Annotated in this window: 20 protein-coding genes; 11 read left to right on the top strand and 9 right to left on the bottom strand. The window is 55.9% G+C overall.

Going from position 1 to position 20908, the window contains the following annotated elements; translation table 11 throughout:
- The first annotated feature begins 99 nt into the window (after positions 1-99).
- Complete coding sequence (locus N8E88_RS23380; RefSeq protein WP_262292676.1) at positions 100-822, top strand: aspartate/glutamate racemase family protein; 723 nt, start codon at positions 100-102, stop codon at positions 820-822.
- A 207-nt stretch (positions 823-1029) separates the two neighbouring features.
- Here the strand turns inward: N8E88_RS23380 and N8E88_RS23375 are convergent, their stop codons facing one another.
- Positions 1030-1959 carry a KPN_02809 family neutral zinc metallopeptidase gene (locus N8E88_RS23375; protein WP_262292675.1) on the bottom strand — a complete coding sequence of 310 codons (930 nt, stop codon included), beginning with the start codon at positions 1957-1959 and terminating at the stop codon, positions 1030-1032.
- 327 nt (positions 1960-2286) lie between these two features.
- Here N8E88_RS23375 and carB point away from each other — a divergent pair, with 327 nt between their 5' ends.
- The 3 genes from carB (at position 2287) to vapC (ending at position 6492) form a co-directional block, all read left to right on the top strand.
- Positions 2287-5772 (top strand): carbamoyl-phosphate synthase large subunit, encoded by a 3486-nt coding sequence (gene carB, locus N8E88_RS23370; RefSeq protein WP_262292674.1) that lies wholly within the window; start codon positions 2287-2289, stop codon positions 5770-5772.
- A gap of 88 nt (positions 5773-5860) precedes the next feature.
- Complete coding sequence (locus N8E88_RS23365; RefSeq protein ID WP_262292673.1) at positions 5861-6094, top strand: type II toxin-antitoxin system VapB family antitoxin; 234 nt, start codon at positions 5861-5863, stop codon at positions 6092-6094.
- Positions 6094-6492 carry a type II toxin-antitoxin system tRNA(fMet)-specific endonuclease VapC gene (gene vapC / locus N8E88_RS23360; protein ID WP_262292672.1) on the top strand — a complete coding sequence of 133 codons (399 nt, stop codon included), beginning with the start codon at positions 6094-6096 and terminating at the stop codon, positions 6490-6492. Before N8E88_RS23365 ends, vapC begins: the two co-directional genes overlap by 1 nt.
- A gap of 20 nt (positions 6493-6512) precedes the next feature.
- Here the strand turns inward: vapC and N8E88_RS23355 are convergent, their stop codons facing one another.
- Positions 6513-8297: an ABC transporter ATP-binding protein/permease gene (locus tag N8E88_RS23355; RefSeq protein WP_262292671.1), complete on the bottom strand. Its 1785-nt coding sequence runs from the start codon at positions 8295-8297 to the stop codon at positions 6513-6515.
- A gap of 333 nt (positions 8298-8630) precedes the next feature.
- On the opposite strand from N8E88_RS23355, the gene N8E88_RS23350 reads away from it, so the two are divergent.
- Complete coding sequence (locus N8E88_RS23350; protein WP_106718517.1) at positions 8631-8843, top strand: cold-shock protein; 213 nt, start codon at positions 8631-8633, stop codon at positions 8841-8843.
- 110 nt (positions 8844-8953) lie between these two features.
- Here N8E88_RS23350 and N8E88_RS23345 read toward each other — a convergent pair whose 3' ends face one another.
- Positions 8954-9985: a zinc-dependent alcohol dehydrogenase family protein gene (locus tag N8E88_RS23345; protein ID WP_262292670.1), complete on the bottom strand. Its 1032-nt coding sequence runs from the start codon at positions 9983-9985 to the stop codon at positions 8954-8956.
- Positions 9986-10102: 117 nt separating this feature from the next.
- Here N8E88_RS23345 and N8E88_RS23340 point away from each other — a divergent pair, with 117 nt between their 5' ends.
- On the top strand, positions 10103-11023 hold the full coding sequence (locus N8E88_RS23340; protein ID WP_262292669.1) for a LysR family transcriptional regulator: 921 nt from the start codon (positions 10103-10105) through the stop codon (positions 11021-11023).
- Here the strand turns inward: N8E88_RS23340 and N8E88_RS23335 are convergent, their stop codons facing one another.
- Positions 11024-11638 carry a glutathione S-transferase family protein gene (locus N8E88_RS23335; protein ID WP_262292668.1) on the bottom strand — a complete coding sequence of 205 codons (615 nt, stop codon included), beginning with the start codon at positions 11636-11638 and terminating at the stop codon, positions 11024-11026. It lies immediately after the preceding gene.
- Positions 11639-11914: 276 nt separating this feature from the next.
- On the opposite strand from N8E88_RS23335, the gene N8E88_RS23330 reads away from it, so the two are divergent.
- From N8E88_RS23330 to N8E88_RS23320, 3 genes are all read left to right on the top strand, one after another.
- Complete coding sequence (locus N8E88_RS23330) at positions 11915-13117, top strand: pyridoxal phosphate-dependent aminotransferase (RefSeq protein WP_262292667.1); 1203 nt, start codon at positions 11915-11917, stop codon at positions 13115-13117.
- Between the two features lie 249 nt (positions 13118-13366).
- Entirely contained in the window at positions 13367-13630 is a 264-nt protein-coding gene (locus N8E88_RS23325; protein WP_262292666.1) for a type II toxin-antitoxin system ParD family antitoxin, read from the top strand.
- The gene (locus N8E88_RS23320; protein WP_262292665.1) at positions 13627-14013 is read left to right on the top strand and encodes a type II toxin-antitoxin system RelE/ParE family toxin; all 387 of its coding nucleotides are present in this window, start codon (positions 13627-13629) and stop codon (positions 14011-14013) included. The genes N8E88_RS23325 and N8E88_RS23320 overlap by 4 nt, the downstream gene beginning before the upstream one ends.
- Before the next feature lie 333 nt (positions 14014-14346).
- Here N8E88_RS23320 and N8E88_RS23315 read toward each other — a convergent pair whose 3' ends face one another.
- A complete protein-coding gene (locus tag N8E88_RS23315) occupies positions 14347-15243 on the bottom strand; it encodes a LysR family transcriptional regulator (RefSeq protein ID WP_112530710.1) in 897 nt (298 codons plus the stop codon).
- Positions 15244-15304: 61 nt separating this feature from the next.
- Positions 15305-16279 carry a thioredoxin-disulfide reductase gene (trxB, locus tag N8E88_RS23310; protein WP_262292664.1) on the bottom strand — a complete coding sequence of 325 codons (975 nt, stop codon included), beginning with the start codon at positions 16277-16279 and terminating at the stop codon, positions 15305-15307.
- Positions 16280-16682: 403 nt separating this feature from the next.
- Here trxB and N8E88_RS23305 point away from each other — a divergent pair, with 403 nt between their 5' ends.
- Positions 16683-17153 carry an Lrp/AsnC family transcriptional regulator gene (locus tag N8E88_RS23305; RefSeq protein ID WP_262292663.1) on the top strand — a complete coding sequence of 157 codons (471 nt, stop codon included), beginning with the start codon at positions 16683-16685 and terminating at the stop codon, positions 17151-17153.
- Between the two features lie 9 nt (positions 17154-17162).
- Here N8E88_RS23305 and N8E88_RS23300 read toward each other — a convergent pair whose 3' ends face one another.
- The 3 genes from N8E88_RS23300 to greA are packed head-to-tail and all read right to left on the bottom strand — an operon-like array spanning position 17163 to position 19428.
- Complete coding sequence (locus tag N8E88_RS23300) at positions 17163-17891, bottom strand: glycosyltransferase family 25 protein (protein ID WP_262292662.1); 729 nt, start codon at positions 17889-17891, stop codon at positions 17163-17165.
- A complete protein-coding gene (locus N8E88_RS23295) occupies positions 17888-18949 on the bottom strand; it encodes a glycosyltransferase family 4 protein (protein WP_262292661.1) in 1062 nt (353 codons plus the stop codon). Before N8E88_RS23295 ends, N8E88_RS23300 begins: the two co-directional genes overlap by 4 nt.
- Positions 18950-18954: 5 nt before the next feature.
- The gene (gene greA, locus N8E88_RS23290) at positions 18955-19428 is read right to left on the bottom strand and encodes a transcription elongation factor GreA (protein WP_112530705.1); all 474 of its coding nucleotides are present in this window, start codon (positions 19426-19428) and stop codon (positions 18955-18957) included.
- 290 nt (positions 19429-19718) lie between these two features.
- Here greA and N8E88_RS23285 point away from each other — a divergent pair, with 290 nt between their 5' ends.
- Positions 19719-20855: a PQQ-dependent sugar dehydrogenase gene (locus N8E88_RS23285; RefSeq protein ID WP_262292660.1), complete on the top strand. Its 1137-nt coding sequence runs from the start codon at positions 19719-19721 to the stop codon at positions 20853-20855.
- Positions 20856-20908 lie beyond the last annotated feature (53 nt).

The raw sequence follows: 20908 nt of genomic DNA, 5'->3' as shown, positions 1-20908 counted from the left end.
ATTTTTGTCTGCCGGCAAGGAACTTCCACAAACTTTGCCAACACTCCGCGCTCAAGCCGATTTATTATCCTGCCAGTAATCAATTTAGGGAACTTGCGAATGCGTACTATCGGACTGATCGGTGGAATGAGCTGGGAGAGTACGGCGGTCTACTACCGCCAGATCAACGAAATGGTCCGGGCACGTCTGGGCGGTCTCGCCTCAGCCAAAATCGCCATGCAATCGCTGGATTTCGCCGAAGTCGTCGCGTTGCAGAAAAGCGACCGCTGGGATGACGCCGCAGCCCTTCTCGCCGACGCGGCCAAGCGACTTGAAGGCGCCGGTGCGGACTGTGTCCTGATCTGTACCAATACCATGCATCTGGTGGCCGATGCGGTTGCCGCGTCCGTCAATGTTCCGCTCATCGATATCAGGTATGAAACCGGCCGCGCGCTCCAGGCAGCGGGCAAGAAGCGGCCACTGCTTCTCGCGACGCGCTACACTATGGAGCACAGTTTTTACGCAAACTATATGCGCGATCAGTTCGATATCGAGCTGATTGTGCCCAATGAGATTGACCGCGCCAAGGTGCATTCGGTGATCTTCGACGAACTTTGCTGCGGCGTCGTCAAGGATGATTCCCGTCACGCGTTGGAAAAGATCGTCCAGCGCGGCAAGGATGCCGGCGCCGACTGCGTCATTCTCGGGTGCACGGAGATCTGTCTGTCTCTGACCGATGACAATCTCGCTCTGCCGGTGTTCGATTCAACGACTATTCACTCAAACGCCGCCGTGGCGCATGCTCTGGGGATGGATTTCATGAGCGAGCAGGACGCGGGTTGATCGAAGGAAATAGCACGGCGCCTCTTATCTCTACCCTTGTGGGAGAGAAAGGATTTTCCTGGATTTAGCCTCTTCGCTAAATCCTTGGAAAATCCAAGTGAGGGGGTAGTTCATTGGGGCGGATCCCCTTTCTTGCAATTTCTAGCACTTAGCAAGGGCTAAGATGCTGAAATCGCTTTCTCCCCACAAAAGGGGAGATAACTAGGCTCAAATATTCCCGCTAAACGTGTCGCAGCTCTCGAGCTTGCCACTGTCGAAACCGCGTTTGAACCAGTTGGCGCGTTGAGCCGACGTGCCGTGGTTGAAACTTTCCGGCACGACATAGCCCTGCGTCCTCCGCTGCAGATTATCATCGCCGATCTGCTGGGCAGCATTGAGTGCCTCTTCGAGATCGCCAGCTTCAAGTATGCCTTGCTGCTTGGTGAAATGCCCCCAGATACCGGCGAAGCAATCCGCCTGAAGCTCGACACGCACAGACATCGAATTCGCGTCGGCTTGACTCATGCTCTGCCGCATCGCGTTGAATTTCGGCAGGACGCCGATGAGGTTCTGTATGTGGTGGCCTACTTCGTGCGCTAAGACATAGGCCTGTGCGAAATCCCCGGAGGCGCCGAATTTCTGTTCGAGTTCGTCATAGAAGCTCAAGTCGATATAGAGCTTCTTGTCGCCGGGGCAGTAGAAGGGCCCGGATGCGGCGCTCGCAAAGCCGCAGGCGGAGCGGACCTGGCCGCTGAACAACACCATAGTCGGAGCCGGATATTGCTGTCCTTCGGCCTGGAAAATACCGCTCCAGACGTCTTCGGTCTCGGCAAGAACAGTGCGCGCGAACTGCGTCATCTGATCGTCGTTCTTGACCGAAGTGCCGCCGCTTGGCGCTTGACTCTGGCCGGGCACCAGCTGGCCGCCGCCTTCACCGACCAGTATCTGCATGGGGTCTATATTCGTGCAGAATTTCAGGAAGAGGAAAATCGCTGCAAGAATGACGATACCGGAAAAGCCTCCCCCGCGCGCTGTGCGAAAGCCGGAACCACCTGGAAGTCGAAAGCCGCCACCGCGGCCGATACCGCCGGGAAAACCACCGCCCTCGCCGCGTTGATCTTCAACATTGTCACTCTGCCTGCGGCCCTGCCAACGCATTTCCTGTCTCCCGGCTCTTGCATCGGCACAGACGTCGATGCGCTGTAGTTCCAACAGTATAGTGCGATATTTGTTTCACGCACGATGCTATTTTTCAACGTGTAGCTGCAGTCGATAGATAATCAATTTTCGTGACTGATTAATGCACACGATATATCTGGCCGAAAACTGCTCCGAAAAACCGTAAAATCGCGCGTTTTTGGGGTTACACAATGCGCTTCCTTTGCCTATAAGGCAGCCTTAGCCTCGCATTTGGAATTATATGCCTGCCCGTACGGTCAAAACCGTGCGGTTTTTTGTGCAGCACGCTATTGATAGGAACCGAACATGCCAAAACGCACCGACATCAAATCTATTCTGATCATCGGCGCAGGTCCGATCATCATCGGTCAGGCATGCGAATTCGATTATTCCGGCACACAGGCCTGCAAGGCACTTAAGGAAGAGGGTTACCGCGTTATCCTCGTCAATTCCAATCCGGCAACGATCATGACCGATCCGGAATTGGCGGACGCCACTTATATCGAGCCGATCACCCCGGAAGTTGTTGCCAAGATCATCGCCAAGGAGCGCCCGAACGCGCTGCTGCCGACGATGGGCGGACAGACTGCGCTCAACACCGCGCTGTCGCTTCGTCGCATGGGTGTGCTTGACCGCTACAATGTCGAGATGATCGGCGCCAATGCCGAGGCGATTGATAAGGCCGAGGACCGCGCGCTTTTTCGTGAGGCGATGGCCAAGATCGGTCTCGAAACGCCAAAATCCATGTTGGCCAATGCCACCGAAGTCAAGGACCACGACCGCAAGTTGCATCAAGAGCAGCGGGAAGCCGTGAAAGCCAGATATTCCGACGCTGAACTCGACGCGGCCTTGGACAAGCTTGAGACCGAATGGCAGCTTGGCGAAGGCGACCGCAAGCAGCGCTATGTTTCCCATGCGCTGGGCATGGCAGGTGCGGCGCTCGATCACGTCGGGCTTCCAGCCATTATTCGCCCGTCGTTTACCATGGGCGGCACCGGCGGTGGCATCGCCTACAATCGCACCGAGTTCTACGAGATCATTGGCAGCGGTCTCGATGCGTCGCCCACGACCGAAGTGCTGATCGAAGAATCCGTCCTTGGCTGGAAGGAATATGAGATGGAGGTTGTCCGCGACAAGGCGGATAACTGCATCATCATCTGTTCCATCGAAAACATCGATCCGATGGGTGTCCATACCGGCGACTCCATCACCGTCGCCCCTGCCTTGACCCTGACGGACAAGGAATACCAGATCATGCGCAACGCCTCGATCGCGGTGTTACGCGAGATTGGTGTTGAAACGGGCGGCTCCAATGTGCAGTTCGCGGTCAATCCCGAAAACGGCCGTCTGATCGTCATCGAAATGAATCCCCGCGTGTCGCGTTCATCGGCGTTGGCGTCGAAGGCAACGGGTTTCCCGATCGCCAAGATCGCGGCGAAACTTGCCGTCGGTTACACGCTGGACGAGCTCGACAACGACATTACCGGCGGAGCCACACCTGCTTCGTTCGAGCCTTCGATTGACTATGTTGTCACCAAGATCCCGCGCTTCGCCTTCGAAAAGTTCCCCGGCGCCGAACCGACGCTGACGACCGCAATGAAATCCGTCGGCGAAGTCATGGCCATTGGCCGCACCTTCAAGGAATCGCTGCAAAAAGCGCTGCGCGGCCTTGAAACCGGGCTTACCGGCCTTGATGAGATCGCAATTCCCGGCCTTGGCGAAGGCAATGACAACAATGCCATCCGTGCCGCCATCGGCGTGCCGACACCCGATCGCCTGCGCATGGTCGGCCAAGCCCTGCGTCTTGGCCTCTCTGTCGAGGAGGTTCACGAAGGCTGCAAGATCGATCCATGGTTCCTCGAACAGATGGCGGAGATTATCGCTACGGAAGAGCGCGTGCGCGAGCATGGCCTGCCGCAGGATGCGCAAAACCTGCGCATGCTGAAGGGCATGGGCTTTTCCGACGCCCGCCTTGCCGGCCTCGCCAGAATCGAACCAAGCGAAGTCACCAAGCTGCGCCACAAGCTCGATGTACATCCGGTCTTCAAACGCATCGATACCTGCGCCGCCGAATTTGCTTCGCCGACCGCCTACATGTACTCGACCTATGAAGTGCCCTTTGCCGGTGCGCTCGCATCCGAGGCACAGGTTTCCGATGCCAAGAAGGTTGTCATCCTCGGCGGCGGTCCGAACCGCATTGGCCAGGGTATCGAGTTCGACTATTGCTGCTGCCATGCGGCCTTTGCCCTGCGTGATGCAGGCTACGAAGCCATCATGATCAACTGCAATCCGGAGACTGTCTCGACCGATTATGACACGTCGGACCGGCTCTATTTCGAACCGCTGACAGCCGAGGACGTGCTGGAGATCCTGCGCGCCGAACAGACGGCCGGAACGCTGCACGGTGTCATCGTCCAGTTTGGCGGTCAGACCCCGCTGAAGCTTGCGGATGCCCTTGAGAAAGCCGGCATCCCGATCCTCGGCACCTCCCCCGATGCTATCGATCTTGCCGAGGATCGCGACCGGTTCCAGAAGCTCCTGATCAAACTCGACCTTGCCCAGCCGAAGAACGGCATCGCCTATTCCGTTGAACAAGCCCGCACCATTGCCGGCGAACTCGGCTTTCCGCTCGTCGTTCGCCCGTCCTATGTTTTGGGCGGCCGCGCCATGCAGATCATCCATGACGAACGCGGCCTGCAGAGTTACCTGCTCGATACGGTGCCGGAACTCGTGCCCGAGGATATCAAGCAGAAATATCCCAACGACAAGACCGGCCAGATCAACACACTGCTCGGCAAAAATCCGCTCCTCTTTGATCGTTATCTGAGCGAAGCAATCGAGGTTGATGTGGACTGCCTCTGCGATGGCAAGAATACGTGGATATCCGGCATCATGGAGCACATCGAAGAGGCCGGCATCCATTCGGGCGACAGCGCCTGTTCGCTTCCGGTGCACTCGCTTTCAGCCGAAACCGTCGCCGAGCTCGAAAAGCAAACTGCTGCGCTTGCCAAATCGCTCAATGTCGTCGGTCTGATGAACGTGCAATACGCCATCAAGAACGGCACGATCTATGTGCTTGAAGTCAATCCACGTGCCTCGCGAACGGTTCCGTTCGTCGCCAAGACCATCGGTACGCCGATTGCCAAGGTTGCGGCGCGTATAATGGCTGGCGAAACGCTGGATGAAGCGCTGGCCAATTATGGCGGCAAACCTTCGACCACGGCGCGCAAGCACATCGCGGTAAAAGAAGCCGTATTTCCTTTCGCACGTTTCCCCGGCGTCGACACATTGCTCGGACCGGAAATGCGCTCGACCGGCGAAGTCATGGGGCTCGACTACGATTATGCCTTGGCCTTCGCCAAGTCACAGCTTGGTGCCGGTGTCGACCTGCCGCGCGATGGAACGCTGTTCGTGTCGGTGCGCGATGAGGACAAGCAGCGCATTCTCGCACCGGTAAAACGTCTGGCGGCGTTGGGGTTCAAAATTCTCGCCACCGGAGGCACCGCCCGCTTCCTCGGCGAAAACGGCGTCGAAGCCCAGAAAATCAACAAGGTGCAGGAAGGCCGGCCGCATGTAGAGGATGCCATCCGCAACCGTCAGGTGCAGCTGGTGTTCAACACCACCGACAGCGCCAAGGCAATCTCGGATTCGAAGTCGCTGCGCCGTGCAACGTTGATGCAGAAGGTGCCGTATTACACAACGCTGTCGGGAGCCGACGCAGTCGCCGAAGCCATCGCTGCACTGAAGGCCGGTTCGCTGGAAGTGAGGCCGCTGCAGGATTATTTTCTCTGACGTTCTGCCAATCAAGGGACGTCGTCGTCTTGCCATTTTCCGAGCATTATCCTATGTATATCCCAATGGGATGTACATAGGATTCACCATGACCAGCTCCACCGTTTTTACGACCAATCGCAGTCAGGCCGTCCGCTTGCCGAAAGCAGTCGCTTTTCCCGAAGACGTGCACCAAGTGGATATCCTTAAGATCGGCCAGGGTCGTCTTGTGGTTCCTCAAGGCAAGCGTTGGGATGATCTTTTTACGCAGGGACCGCGTTTGAGCGACGACTTTATGAGTGAACGCGAACAGCCTGTAATCGAAGATCGCGAGCCGCTTTGATGCTACGGTATATGCTGGATACAAATATCTGCATTTACGTAATGAAAAGCTATCCTCTTCAATTGCGGGAGAAGTTCAATGCACTCGCGGAACAGCTATGCATATCCAGCATCACACTCGGCGAAATGCATTATGGGACGGAGAAATCAGCTCGCACCGTTGAAAATTTGAAAGCGATCGAACACTTCGTCAGCCGGCTCGAAGTATTGCCTTTCGCTGCAGGTGCGGCAGTGCACTACGGACAGATACGTGCGGACCTTGAACGAGCCGGAACTCCGTGCGGATCGCATGATATGCAGATAGGTGGTCACGCGCGCAGCGAAGGACTGGTTGTTGTGACCAACAATATGCGCGAATTTATACGCATGCCCGGGGTCTTGACCGAGAACTGGATTTAACCGTCCCGCAAACCGATCATTCAAACGCCTGCGATACCCTCTTCTTCAAGTCCGTGACCGGAAGGATCGCTAACGAAATGCAGCACCTTGGAGAAGACATGATCGTTTTTGTCCTCGCGTCCGATATGGACGACTGTTGATTTGGCCAGGTCATCGCGTAGCACAGCGGTAACCCGTTCGTAGGCGTCCTTCTCCATACCGTCCAGCGCCTCATCGATTACGACCCACGTCGGTTTATGCAGTTTGAGCCGCGCGAATGCGAGAGACCGCTGTTCATCGTCGCTCAATTCCCTGTCCCAGCGCGCCCTGAAGTCGAGCATCGGTTCGAGCCGGATCAGGCCCAGCTCGTGTAGCGCCGAAACAAGTTCCTCATCGGAGAATCCGTCTTTGCCGACAGGGTAGGACATCGCCTCACGCAAGCTGCCTGGAGGGAAATAAGGCAGGCGCGGCATAAAAAGAATGTTGGTATTCGCCGGCAGACTGACGGTGCCCGCCCCCCAGGGCCAGAGGCCGGCCATGGCTCGAAAGAGCAGGGTTCTGTCGATCCCGGGTTCGCTGGTGATCAACACGCGCTCGCCCTCCTTGACCACGGCCTTCTTCTCCTTCAGGCGAACTGTCTCGCGTGGGGCCGTAATCTTCAGTTTGTCGAGGACGATCTCATTTGTCTCCGACTGCGTGAACTTGATCCGTTGTTCGACGCTGTTCTTGATGTCGGTCGCCTGCACTGCCTGCCGGAACGATGTCACGCGCAAGAGCGTGGCGCGCCAGTCGGCAATGGCGCCGAAATTATTGACGAACCATTTCAAGGCATCATGCACCTGGTTGAAGGCCCCGATTGCTGCCATCAACCCGCCAAATGACAGGTTTCCGGCAAAGTAGACGGGTGCTGCCACGAGGATGGGCGCGACGATGGTGATCCAGCCATAACCGGAGGTGACCCAGGTCAGCTGTGTCAGCGCCGTGACCAGCAAGCGGATTGCAGAGAGAAGGCTGTCGATGTCAAAGCCGATCCGGCGATTCTCGTCAGCCTCTCCTCTATAGAGCGAAATCGCATCGATATGCTCGTTGACCCGCATCAGCGAAAAACGGAGCTCGGACTCTTTCTGGTAGCGGTCCGCGTTGTACCGGATCAATTTACGTCCGACGAGCCAGCTGAGCCACGATGCAGATGCGGCATAGAGGATAGCAGCCCAGACCATGTAGCCTGGGATGGAAAAGCTATAACCATAGACATTGAACACGAAACCACTGGAAAATGTCCACAGCACACCGATGAAGCTCACCAGCAATATCGTGGCCTGCAACAATCCAAACCCGAGATCAGTCGACATTTCCGAAAGATGTCGCGCATCTTCATGCAGACGCTGGTCGGGGTTGACGCCAATCGGTCCAGAATTCGAGAGCTTGAATGCCCTGCGCGGTTCCAGCCATTCACCGACCAGATCGCGCGTCAGTCCCTCGCGCAGCTTCAGCCGTGTCATCTGGTTCAGCCAGGTTTGTGCCACGTTGAAAACGAGAAGAACCGAAGCGATGGCAAAAAACACCATCAACTGGTCGACAAAAGCAGGGAAATCGCGTCGCGACAGTGAATCGTAAAATGGGACATTCCAGCGGTTCAGCAGCACCTGGCCCGCTGATGTGACGATGATGATACTGACAACGCCGAGTATCATGAGAATCAGGCGGTTGCGGACCGGCGATATCCAGTAGATATCCAATATCACGCGCAACTGGGAGAGCAGCCCGGCTTCCACTTCGCCCGCGACCGAGGTGGCTGTGGATCGGCTTGGTTTCTGCTCCGCCATGAGTCTCCCCCGTGGACGACCGCGATTCGGCCAGTTCACATTAGCATCTACTATGAAAACACGTCGGATACTGTGCTGAAATTCAACAACGAATGTAGGGGCAAAATTCGCCTATGCAACCCGCCGCACTTAACCCTGACGATAAACCCATTTCAATACGGCTTGTTTTGGGGCAAATTCTGTCATATGTAATCCGCATCGATTTTATCGGTCGAGTGACTTTGCGACCTGCGTAACCTGTTGCGCTTCCTGATGAACTCCATTGCATAGGTTCGATTCCCTGGGCCGCAAATGTGCTTGCTGCCTGTCTTATATATCTGAAAGGAATTTCCCATGGCTACGGGAACAGTGAAATGGTTCAACGGCACCAAGGGCTACGGTTTCATCCAGCCTGATACTGGCGGTGCAGACGTATTCGTCCATATCTCCGCTGTTGAACGCGCAGGTTTGCGCGGTCTCAACGATGGCCAGAAGGTCAACTACGAGATCGTACAGGACCGTCGTTCGGGCAAGTCGTCCGCTGACAACCTTAGCGTTGCTGGCTAATCCACATACGGGAATCGTCTGATTTCTGAACGCACATGAATTTAAAAGGCGGGATTTTATCCCGCCTTTTTGCATTTTATCTGTCACCTCTCAAAGACTGGGGTGTAGATTCAACCCACCTCGACGACGATCTTGCCGAACGGACCTCGATCCAGATGGTCCAGCGCGACATTCAAATCTTCCATTTTGTAGAGGGCTTCGATAATAGGCTTTGTGTCTGACAAATCATATGCCTTGACGAGATCCTCCAATGCCTTGCGATGCCCGACCTGGACACCTTCAACGACAAGGCGCTTGACCGCGAGGGGTAAAAAACTTCCCGAAACACTGAACCCGTCAAAAATTCCGATCAACGTAATACGACCGGTCACTGCTGCAGCATTTAAGGATTTGTCCAGATGGGCACCGCCAATAGTTTCGAGAATATGGTCTGCACCATGATCATTGGTAATCGCATACACTGTTTCGACCCAGTCTACATTCTTGCGATTTATCCCGTACTGCGCCCCCAGTTTTTTCGCCTTGGTCAGTTTGTCATCGTCACCGGAAACGACAATGACCTCAGCTCCGTGCAACAATGCGATCTGCAGACCGAAGAGCGATACGCCACCGGTTCCAAGAACGACCACCTTCTGACCAGCCTTCAGATTGCCTCTCTCGACAAGCGCAGTCCACGCAGTGAGACCGGCGCAAGGCAAGGTGCTCGCCTCGATATGGCTCAGCCTGTCCGGCCCGCGGACCGCCCACTCTTCGCTTAAAATTACATATTCTGCCAGGACGCCCGCAACGGGTCCCCCAAGGGTGCGCCCGTTCGGGTGGCGCGCTGTGCCAGGTCCATCACCCTCAATCCAGTCAGGAATGAACGTCGAAATCACGCGGTCGCCTTCTGCAAAGCGCGTAACGCCATCGCCAATTGCGACAACCGCTCCAGAAAGATCGGACATGGGAACAAATGGCTCTTTCATTGGATTTGGCAGCCCAAATCCGGCGTCGATCAACAGCTTGTCCCGATAGTTAAGGGAAACTGCCGCAACCTTGATCAAAATTTCTCCCGGGCCGGGCGTCGGAATGATTGCATCGATAAGTTTCAGGTTTTCGCGGCCTGCGGCAGTAATTTGCCAGCGTCTCATTGTTTTGGTCATGGCATGGTCCTTATTGCATTTGTGAGGCTCGGGACTTGTCTATATGAGTAAGAATCAAAACAGTTGCGCCGAATAAGCTCATAGCTGTATCGTTTGATTCTACAATGAGAGTATGGAATGGACCGGCTGGCAGGCATTCAGGAATTTGTCGCTGTTGTAGATGCAGGCGGGTTTTCGGCTGCCGCTGAAAAGCTGCATTTGTCACGTTCAGCAGTGGGAAAGACGATCGCACGGCTTGAGGCGCGATTGGGCGTGCGGCTTTGCCATCGCACAACGAGGTCTTTCACACTAACAAGTGATGGCCATACCTTTTACGAACATTGCTTGAGCGTTCTTGCGGCAATTGATGTTGGCGAAGCCGCGGTGGCATCTGAAAAAAACGAACCGTCGGGCCGTTTGCGCCTCAGCGTACCCGTGCTTTTCGGTCGCCGATGCGTCGCTCCAGTTATATTCGAACTTGCGCGGCGGCACCCGCAGCTGCGTTTTGAAGTATCCTTTACCGATCGTCCGGTGGATCTGGTTGCGGAGGGCTACGATCTTGTTGTCCGCAATGCGGGTCTGCCGGACACTGCCGATCTTGTCGCACGACGCATTGCCCGCCAGCGTATGACCATATGTGCAGCACCATCCTATCTTGCCGCGCACGGGACGCCTGCGACACTGGACGACATGGCGACCCATCAAGCGATCCTTTACGGCCAGAATGGTAACATCCGTTCCTGGCTCTTCCCTGATGGCAAAAAAGGCTACCGTACAGCGCTAGTAAACAGCCGGATCGTCTTTGACGATCTCGAAACGGTAGCCGACGCAGCCACCGATGGTTTGGGTTTGGCTTGGCTACCGTACTGGCTGATCGGTGATCGCGTCAACGAGGGCAAACTTGTACAGGTTCTTGCCGATGTAGAATCGATGGTTTTCGATACACACGCTGTCTGGCCGAAGGCACCGTTTATGCCAGCACGCATTCGCATTTTGATTGATACGTTAGCTGAGCGTCTGCCCGGCATTACAGGCGATAGCCAAGAGCTTGATAGATGATCAAACAGGTAGCCAAGTGATCGGAACATGGCCCTCGTCACCCGCGACGCGGCTCAGCCATTTTACCACAGACGGATAGGCGGAGAGGTCATATCCGCCGCGATTGGCTTCGTGGGTATAGGCATAAAGTGCGATATCGGCGACGCTGATGGTATTGCCTGTGAAATAAGGCGTCTTCTGCAACTGGTTTTCCATCACCAGCAACGCCTTGTTGCCACCCTCCAGCGTCGCTGCCAAACGCTCGGGCGTCGCATCCTTTGCCCGCTCCGGATAGACCAGCAATGCCCGGCGAACGGCGATATTTGGTTCATGCGTATATTGCTCGAAGAACAGCCATTGATACATCAATGCGCGCTCGTACGAATTCTCGGGAACAAAGCGACTGCCCTCCGCCAGATGAAGCAGAATGGCATTCGATTCTGCGAGAAACCGTCCGTCGTCCAACTCAAGCAACGGCACCTTGCCGTTCGGATTCTTCGCCATGAATTCAGGTTTACGCGTTGAACCATCAGTTGAAGAAATCGAAATATGGTCGAAAGGCATCCCCAATTTCGCCATCAAAAGCCGCGGCTTGTAGCAATTTCCTGAATCAGGTTGTGAATAAAGTACTGGCATGGTGGCGGTCTCCTGAGAGCGTCGGTGCGGACACACAAATGACGGCTTGGTTGGCGGGCGACTATTCCCACGGCGAGCCGATATGTCCAATCATTTTGATTGAAGCATTCTTCAAACATTGCTGATGTATTGGACGTTCGATGCCACACCCTGCACAGAAACTGCATAATGTGAAGTCCCGCAAGTATGCTTTTGCTTGCGATTCGGCCGCCATTGCGACATAGCAGGCCCGCAAACTATCTACGGTCATCAAACCCGTTTCAGGAGAACGATACCATGGCATTCCTCGCAGACGCCCTTTCCCGTGTGAAGATTTCCGCAACCATTGCGATCACCCAGAAAGCACGCGATCTGAAAGCCGAGGGCCGTGACGTCATCTCGCTATCCGTTGGCGAGCCGGATTTCGACACGCCTGACAATGTCAAGGAAGCTGCCATCGCTGCCATTCGGCGCGGCGAGACCAAGTACACCCCTGTATCCGGCATTCCGCAACTGCGCGAAGCAATTGCCCGCAAGTTCAAGCGTGAGAACGAACTCGATTACAAGGCAAGCCAGACGATTGTTTCGACCGGCGGCAAACACGTTATCTACAACGCATTGCTCTCTACGCTAAATCCCGGCGATGAGGTGATCTGCGTCGCGCCCTACTGGGTAAGCTACCCGGAAATGGTCTCGCTATGCGGCGGAACGCCGGTCATCGTCTCCGCCGTTCAGGCCAACGAGTTCAAGTTGCAGCCCGAGGATCTGGAGCGTGCCATCACGCCGAAGACCAAGTGGATCATTATGAACTCACCTTCCAACCCGTCTGGCGCAGCCTATAGCTGGGACGAAATGAAAAAGCTTACCGATGTCCTCGTGCGTCATCCGCATGTATGGGTCTTGACCGACGACATGTATGAACATTTGACCTATGGCGACTTCAAGTTCGTGACACCAGTACAGGTTGAACCAAATCTCTACGATCGCACGCTGACAATGAACGGCGTGTCGAAAGCCTACGCCATGACCGGCTGGCGTATCGGCTATGCGGCCGGCCCGATCGAGCTGATCAAGGCCATGGACATGGTACAGGGCCAGCAGACTTCCGGCACAAGCTCGATCTCGCAATGGGCAGCGGTAGAAGCCCTCGACGGAACACAGGCGCATTTGCCGGTCTTCAAAAAGGCATTCGAAGGCCGTCGCGATCTCATCGTTTCGATGCTCAACCAGACGAAGATGCTTGAATGCCCCAAGCCTGAAGGTGCGTTCTACGTCTATCCCTCCTGCGCGGCAGCGATCGGCAAGACGGCGCCATCCGGCAAAGTCATTGAGAACGATGAGGATTTCGTCAGCGAATTGCTTTCAACGGAAGCCGTGGCTGCCGTGCATGGATCGGCATTTGGCCTCGGACCGAACTTCCGCATCTCCTATGCAACGTCTGATGCCAATCTCGAAGAGGCCGGAAAACGGATCCAGCGTTTCTGCGCCAACCTTCGCTAAGAAGATCAATAGATGAAATCGAGGGGCCCAATGGCCCCTTTTTCATTCGTCGAATGTAGCTCGGAACATCGCCTTGTCCTAAAGCACCCTCACCCTCCGTCATCCTCGGGCTTGACCCAAGGCAAAGAGGCAAGATCCTTTTTTGCCAACGGACTGAATCCGACACGGCTATCGGTCCTGGCGTACCGCAAGCACCCCGCATTGACAATTTTTGCCAATACCCTAATTCTTTACGTAAAGGAGGCCCCCATGCCTACTATGAACGTAAATCTGACGCCGGAAATGGCTGAGTTTGTTTCGACCGAGTTGAACAGTGGTGACTATGCATCAGCCAGCGAACTCGTTCGCGATGCTCTCCGGGCGCTGAGACGGGATCGAGATATCGAGCGCGAGAAAATCGAAATTCTGCGACGTAAGCTCGATGTCGGGATAGGACAAGCGGACCGCCGGGATTTTTCCTCACGCAGCATAGAGGAAATTGCCGCAAGCGTTCTTTCAGAGGACAATGAGTGAAGTACCGTCTGACGAGAGAGGCGGACGCTCATATAACCGATATTCTTAGAACCACAAAGAATCTCTTTGGTGCCAAACAGGTTCAGATATATTCCAAAATCATCAGCGACGGCATCAATCTGATTGCCGATGAGCCCTACCGTCCGTCGACCACCGCGCGAGAAGACCTAAGAGACGGCGTCAGGTCTTTGCATCTGGAACTTGTTTCCAAGCGACGGCACAGCGCCTCTCACCTGATATACTTTAAAGAGGTACAAGACACGGAGGGCGAAAAGGAGGTCGTCATATTAGGTGTGCTTCATGAGCACATGGAGCCAAGACGCAGATTAATTCAAGCACTTCGCAGCAACGAAGATGACGATCCGCACTCACCCAAAAGATGACAAGACATACCCCCTGAAAAGAAAAGAGGCCGGACAATTGCCCGGCCTTAAGTTTTGAAGGTGCCGTTTCCGGCTATACCTCCAGAGGGGAACACTTGCGGGCGCGCAATGGGAGGAGGAGACGCACCGGCAAGTGATGTGGATATGAGCCCTTTGACGCCGTCTCGCAACATCCAATTGTGCATCGCACCCATGCGTTTGGTGCATACCGGCGAAATCACGAACAATGTTGGAATTGCAGGTACGGAATGTCGATGACGCAGGCAAAATCATGCTGCAAAGCAGCACAAGATTGGAAAGAAAAACTTTTCGGAAAATGTCGAAATAGCTTGCCTAATAGGACCAAGTACGCGCTTTCGAGAAAAGAAAATCTCGAAATACGTGCAATTTAGCGGCGTTTTTGATTCCTTCGGGGTAGCAAAAGAACGTGTCGAACGACGGCAATTCCATCTCTGGCAGGAGCCGGACCAGCGTCGAATCCTTTTCCACCATATAGTCGGGAAGCACGCCGATGCCGACGCCCTTTTGTATAGCGCGCTTGATCGACAGGAGGTTGTTGATCTGCAGGACAGCGGGTCTCAGATTGCCATCCGTCCGGCCGATCACCTCGAGCCAATTGAGATTGGTGAGATAAGACGGCGCGGGCTCGCCGAAACTGACAATGCGATGGGTATCGATTTCCTCGATACTTTCGATCTTGCCATACTTGGCGATATAGGCCGGTGAAGCGTAGACATGCATGTGCACGGTAAAGAGCCGCCGCTGGATCAGATCCGGCTGCTGCGGCTGACGCAGGCGAATAGCGCAATCCGCGTGACGCATCGTCAGATCGAGCTCTTCGTTGTCAAAAAGCAGCTGCAGCTGAACTTCCGGATAAAGCTCGATGAATTCCTGCACGCGCTCGATAAGCCAGCCCGAGCCAAGGCCGACCGTCGTCGTCACGCGCAATTTGCCCGACGGCCTGTCCTTGCTCTCTGTCAGGCGAGAGCGGACATTCTCCAGCTTCATAAGAACTTCATGGGCGGTGCGGTAAAGCACTTCGCCCTGCTCGGTCAGGATAAGGCCGCGAGCATGGCGGTGGAACAGCGGAACGCCGACATCCTGCTCAAGTGCGCTGACTTGACGGGAAATAGCTGATTGCGACAGATGTAGCGTCTCGGCGGCATGGGTAAAGGACCCCGCCTCCGCAGCAGCATGAAATATTCGCAATTTGTCCCAATCAAGCGACATCGCGCAGTCTCTCCCCCATTCCGGCCACGCACATCGGGGACCGGCTCTAAATTAACGGCTGCTATTCGGCAGCTTGACGCACTGGTTCCTGGGCAGCCAACCAACGCTCGGCCTCAAGAGCTGCCATGCAGCCCATGCCCGCAGCGGTGACCGCTTGACGATAGATGTCATCCGTAACGTCACCGGCGGCAAAGACGCCCGGCACATCCGTTGCGGTTGAATCGGCTGCGGTCCAGAGATAGCCATTCGGCTTGTGTTTAAGTTGCCCCTTGAAAAGCTCAACCGCCGGCGCGTGACCAATGGCGACGAAAACGCCATGGGTTGCCAACTCCGTGGTTTCACCCGTTTTCATATTCTTCAGACGTATGCCCGACACCGATGCGGGCATCGGCGCCTTGGCTACTGTTCCCGTAATTTCGTCAACGACGTTATCCCAGATGATTTTGACATTTTCTTTGGCGAACAGGCGGTCCTGCAGAATTTTCTCCGCGCGAAAATGATCCCGGCGATGCACGATCGTGACCGATTTGGCGAGGTTTGCGAGATAAAGCGCTTCCTCGACCGCAGTGTTGCCACCGCCAACAACCACGACATCCTTGTTGCGGTAGAAGAAGCCATCGCATGTGGCGCAGGCAGAAACGCCGAAGCCCATGAAAGTCTGCTCTGTTGGAATACCCAGCCATTTCGCCTGCGCACCCGTCGCGATGATCAGCGCATCGCATGTGTATTGCGTGCCGCCATCGCCGATGAGCCGGAACGGCCGCACGGAAAGGTCAACTTCCGTGATGATGTCGTGGACAATCTCGGTGCCGACATGTTCGGCCTGGATGCGCATCTGCTCCATCATCCACGGGCCTTGCACCGTATCGGCATAGCCCGGATAATTTTCCACATCGGTCGTGATCATCAGCTGGCCACCCTGCTGCAGGCCGGCGACGATGACGGGCTTCAGGTTTGCACGAGCCGCATAGATCGCCGCGGTATAACCCGCGGGACCGGAACCGATGATGAGAACGGGCACATGGCGCTGTGACATGACTAGACCTTGAAGTAATATGTGTTCGACATACAAGAGATGGCACGACCACCATGCTCTTTCAATGACTATAAAGTAGTGGTTCAGCACCCTTTGTTGCAAGGTCTTCGCTCAACATAGACGGGTTAGCCACAGCTTGTGGCGGAAGAGCGGCGTTTCTAGGGTCTGTCGAGGTTCATGTCAGGGCGAGGCGAAAACGGTGGTTTTCGAGCACCGCAGCGCAGCGTACATTTGGTACGTAAGCACCGGAGCGCAGAAAAACGCCGTTTGCAGGCCGCCATGGCGTGAATTTCGATAGAGCCTGGGAGATTTGTGGAACCTGTTTGCAACCATCGCGGGATGTGATTACACAGCATGGGGAATCGCCTATGGTGACCGCAATTCTCGTGGGACAGGATGGAATATGCCTTTGAAGGCGGATCTCGACGCGATCGACTGGAAAATCCTGAAACAATTGCAGGACAATGGCCGCATCACCAATGTGGAATTGGCGGAGCGCGTCGGCATATCGGCACCGCCCTGTCTGCGCCGCGTGCGCAAGCTCGAAGAAGCCGGCATCATCCAGGGTTATCGTGCGATCCTGAACGGCGCGATCCTCGGCCAGGATATCGTCGCATTCTGCATGATCCGTCTGCACCGCCAATCTGACGCCGACCTGAAAAACTTCGCCGAAAAAACCAAGCATTGGACACTCGTGCGCCGCGCCTGGATGGTTTCCGGCGAGTCGGACTTCCTTCTGCATTGCGTCGCGAGCGATCTCGGCACGTTCCAGAATTTCGTCATCGAAGAATTGACCTCGACGCCCAACGTCGATTCCGTTCGAACGTCCCTCACCATCCGTTCGGTCAAGAACGAACCGTTGATGGTGCTTTAAGACGAGCCTCTAACGGCGGACCTTATTAAACAGATAAAGCGTGACGCGATACCAGGGGCGCAGGATTTCCCGCTTCAGCCGACCGGCCAAAGTCTTGTTCTTGCCCTGAACGACCGACCCGCCGAGATCGAAATCGATCTCGCGGATGGTGATTGGCCGCGCTGACAATACACGGACGGGATGCAGCCAGCGCATCTGGATCGTCGTATCAACAGGCCGGTCAAATCGTTGCGTTGCAGCAAAAAGCGCAATAGCCGCGTCGCGTCCAACGAGTTGCATCTGCATCCCCAACCCCGGCAGTTCCGGCTCAATGATGCTATTGGCACCCTCGCGAGCGATTTCAGCCCCCGCCTCACCCCTCGGCCAGCGCGGAAAGCGGATGTAGTCGGACGGTTGCAGCGTATCGATCGCAAGTTGCAACTGTGCCGCGAAGCCGGCATCCACCTCGACATCGTCCTCGATGATGAGACCTGCATCGAGCTTGCGATCGATAATTGCAGCCCAAGCTTTGCGATGCGACAGAAAACAGGCGACCTCGGATTTCCGCAGCTCGAACGGATAGTACGGACTGTTCAGCGAGCGGGCATAGACGGCGGCAATATCACCCTCGCCCATTTCGAGCGCGTCCACCGCATCGACGATCTCCGCCTTCACCGGCAAGCGCTCGATCAATCCGCGAACGTGCTCGCCGCGCTTTGTCGCGCGCTTCAGATGGATGATGAAAGCCGTAACAGTCACGACTGCGGTCCACCGGCGAAGAGCTGCTCGTAGACTTCCCCAATACGGCCGGCCTCCTTCTGCAGCGGAAAGTTCTCGCGGACATGGGCAATTGCCACCTTCCCCGCCTCATCACACATCGCTGGATCGGCGAGGTAAGGCGCAATCGCTTGTTCAAGCGCGCGCCCGTCACCGGCGGCAACCACCGTTCCTGTCTCCGGTTCGATCATCTCGGCATAGGCCCCGGCATCACTCGCAACCACCGCGGTCTGCGAGGCCATCGCCTCAAGCGGCGTCAGGCCGAAGCCCTCATTGCGCGACGGCGCCACGTAAAGCGACATCCGGCGATACCAGAGGCGCACATCGGGCACCTCCCCCAGAAACAGGATGCGCTCGCCAAGCCCGGCTTTCGCAATCTTCTCGCGCAGCGCCTGTTCAAAGCCCTTGTACTCCGCAGTCGTGCGGCCAGTCATGACCGCCGTCCATTGCGGATGTTTCGGCAGCAAATTGATCATCGCATCGACGAAGAGATCCGTACCCTTCGAAGGCCGGATGCGCCCCGAACAGCCGACGAGAAATTCCCCCGGGAGGCCCGAGGCTGCAAACCTGTCCTGATCGTCCTGTGGTGGATGAAACAGCTCGGTATCGATACCGTGCATGATGACGGTGTGGGGCACCTTCAGGAAACTTCCGGACTTGCCGCTCGTGGCGATCACTGCGTTCATTCGCCGGATCAGCCATTTGGTGAAAGGCTGGTGGTCACGTTGCGCAGCCGAAGTGAACAACAGCTTCAATCTCATGCGCAGGACATGGCGCATGAGAATGCCGGCAATCATTTCATTGTTGCGGCGCGCGTGCCAGATGCGAAATGGTCTGGTCCTTGGCTTGAACCAGAGCCCGGGGATCGATGTCCAGCCGATGCTCGGCAGCTCCGCCGGCAATCCAGGGCCCATGGTGACAATGTTCAGGCCATTGGCCCGCTGTAGCGGGATGAGTTGGATTATCGTCGAAGTGACTCCGGAAAGCTTTCGCTTGAAATTCGGAGCGATCACTTCGACGCTGCTTAGGGGCTCCTGCACGAAGTCTAGAGGAACCTGAAGCCGATGATTTCGTAAGACCGGGCACCACCGGGTGCGTTGACTTCGATCGTCTCGCCTTCGCTCTTGCCGATCAGCGCGCGCGCGATGGGCGAAGAAATGGAGATACGGCCAGCCTTGGGATCAGCTTCCTGATCGCCGACGATCTGATACACCTTTTTCTCTTCGGTATCCTCATCGATCAGCTGAATGGTAGCGCCAAATTTGATCTTGTCGCCTGACAGCTTGGAAATATCGATGATTTCGGCGCGTGCCGTATAATCCTCGAGCTCGCCGACCCGGCCTTCATTGTGGCTCTGGGCTTCCTTGGCGGCATGATATTCGGCGTTTTCCGAAAGGTCGCCGTGGGCGCGCGCTTCCGAGATTGCCGCAATAATGCGTGGACGTTCTTCCTGCTGGCGCCAGCGCAGCTCCTCCTTGAGCTTGTCGAATCCAGCCTGAGTCATCGGGACCTTTTCCATGCCCTCTCCTTTCATAGTCAATGTCGAATAGCGATCGATCGATGCCCCTCGACACAAAAAGAAAACGGTCGCCGAAGCTCAAGACTCCGGAACCGTTCAGTCATTCAGCGCTTAATATAACACCGATTCCGGCGAATTCACGTAGAAAGTGGAAAATGTCGCATGTCGGGCATTTGCGCAGGCAAATCAGCGTTGGCTGAGTGAGAATTCACATCACTGTGAGACGACCGGATGGGCGAACTGTGCACAAAATGACATCATCCAGCGAACGACGAAGAGGATCGCCGTCAATGAAACAAGGACCGAAAATCGCTTCAGCGGGTCTGTTTGCGGTCTTGATATCAATGCCCCTGACCGCTTTCGCCAAGGATTTCAAGACTGAAACGGTGACGCTCTCTGCCGAGACAATTGCTGATGGCCTTGACCATCCGTGGGGCCTCGCCTTCCTGCCCGATGGCGCACTCCTGGTAACTGAGCGCGGCGGTACGATACGCATCGTCGAGGACGGTAAAGCATCCAGGCCCGTTGCCAATGTTCCCAAAGTCGTGGTCAGAGGCGAAGGTGGTCTGCTCGATGTCGCGCTTGCGCCGGACTTTGCCAAGAGTGGGAATATCTATTTCAGCTACACCGAACCGCGCCAGAATGGTACCGGCACAGTCATGGCGCGCGCGCGTCTCGTTCGCAATGGCGACGGGGCCGAACTCGAAAACGTCTCGGTTCTGCTCTCGGTAAAGCAAAGCACCAAGGGATCGGCGCATTTCGGCTCGCGTATTCTTGTTGCACCCGATGGCAAGCTTTTCGTTACGATCGGTGATCAGGGCACAATGAAGCGCTCGCAAGATTTCAGGGATGAGGCCGGCTCCATACTCCGCATCAATGCGGATGGCACCATCCCGGCGGATAATCCATTCGCCGACGGCAAGAAAGGCCTGCCGCAAATCTGGTCCAAGGGCCACCGCAATCCGCAAGGGTTGGTCTGGGATCCCGTCACCGGTTCATTGTTGACAGTCGAACATGGCGCCAAAGGCGGTGATGAAGTCAATCAGCCTCAGGCGGGCAAGAATTACGGCTGGCCGGTCATAACCTATGGTGTGGACTATTCCGGCGCCAAAATCGGCAAGGGCACCCATGCGAAGGGCTATGAGCAACCGCTCTTTTACTGGGACCCTTCGATCGCTCCCTCCGGGCTCGCGGTATATGACGGAGCGATGTTCCCGGAGTGGAAAGGCGACCTTCTGGCCGGCGCCCTGAAGTCCCGGATGCTCGTGCGCCTGGACCGCGATGAGAAAGGCGCCATCAAGGGTGAAGAACGGATGCTGAAGCGTGAATTTGGACGCATCCGCGATGTGCGCGTAGCGTCTGATGGCTCGATCTACCTTCTCACCGATGAAGGCGACGGGAAAATCATACGGCTGACACGCGCATAACGTTTGCAGCACACTTGCCGCCATGAACTGCAATCGCTAGAGAGCGATCGATG

Origin of the sequence: Phyllobacterium zundukense (assembly GCF_025452195.1) — a bacterium.
Taxonomy (GTDB): domain Bacteria; phylum Pseudomonadota; class Alphaproteobacteria; order Rhizobiales; family Rhizobiaceae; genus Phyllobacterium; species Phyllobacterium zundukense_A.
Note: the sequence above shows the minus strand (reverse complement) of the source record. Positions and strands in the feature narration are given on the sequence as shown.

Coding starts and splice junctions, on each gene's coding strand:
- N8E88_RS23380 (WP_262292676.1), top strand. CDS start 100: ATGCGTACTATCGGACTGATCGGTGGAATGAGCTGGGAGAGTACGGCG.
- N8E88_RS23375 (WP_262292675.1), bottom strand. CDS start 1,959: ATGCGTTGGCAGGGCCGCAGGCAGAGTGACAATGTTGAAGATCAACGC.
- carB (WP_262292674.1), top strand. CDS start 2,287: ATGCCAAAACGCACCGACATCAAATCTATTCTGATCATCGGCGCAGGT.
- N8E88_RS23365 (WP_262292673.1), top strand. CDS start 5,861: ATGACCAGCTCCACCGTTTTTACGACCAATCGCAGTCAGGCCGTCCGC.
- vapC (WP_262292672.1), top strand. CDS start 6,094: ATGCTACGGTATATGCTGGATACAAATATCTGCATTTACGTAATGAAA.
- N8E88_RS23355 (WP_262292671.1), bottom strand. CDS start 8,297: ATGGCGGAGCAGAAACCAAGCCGATCCACAGCCACCTCGGTCGCGGGC.
- N8E88_RS23350 (WP_106718517.1), top strand. CDS start 8,631: ATGGCTACGGGAACAGTGAAATGGTTCAACGGCACCAAGGGCTACGGT.
- N8E88_RS23345 (WP_262292670.1), bottom strand. CDS start 9,985: ATGACCAAAACAATGAGACGCTGGCAAATTACTGCCGCAGGCCGCGAA.
- N8E88_RS23340 (WP_262292669.1), top strand. CDS start 10,103: ATGGACCGGCTGGCAGGCATTCAGGAATTTGTCGCTGTTGTAGATGCA.
- N8E88_RS23335 (WP_262292668.1), bottom strand. CDS start 11,638: ATGCCAGTACTTTATTCACAACCTGATTCAGGAAATTGCTACAAGCCG.
- N8E88_RS23330 (WP_262292667.1), top strand. CDS start 11,915: ATGGCATTCCTCGCAGACGCCCTTTCCCGTGTGAAGATTTCCGCAACC.
- N8E88_RS23325 (WP_262292666.1), top strand. CDS start 13,367: ATGCCTACTATGAACGTAAATCTGACGCCGGAAATGGCTGAGTTTGTT.
- N8E88_RS23315 (WP_112530710.1), bottom strand. CDS start 15,243: ATGTCGCTTGATTGGGACAAATTGCGAATATTTCATGCTGCTGCGGAG.
- trxB (WP_262292664.1), bottom strand. CDS start 16,279: ATGTCACAGCGCCATGTGCCCGTTCTCATCATCGGTTCCGGTCCCGCG.
- N8E88_RS23305 (WP_262292663.1), top strand. CDS start 16,683: ATGCCTTTGAAGGCGGATCTCGACGCGATCGACTGGAAAATCCTGAAA.
- greA (WP_112530705.1), bottom strand. CDS start 19,428: ATGGAAAAGGTCCCGATGACTCAGGCTGGATTCGACAAGCTCAAGGAG.
- N8E88_RS23285 (WP_262292660.1), top strand. CDS start 19,719: ATGAAACAAGGACCGAAAATCGCTTCAGCGGGTCTGTTTGCGGTCTTG.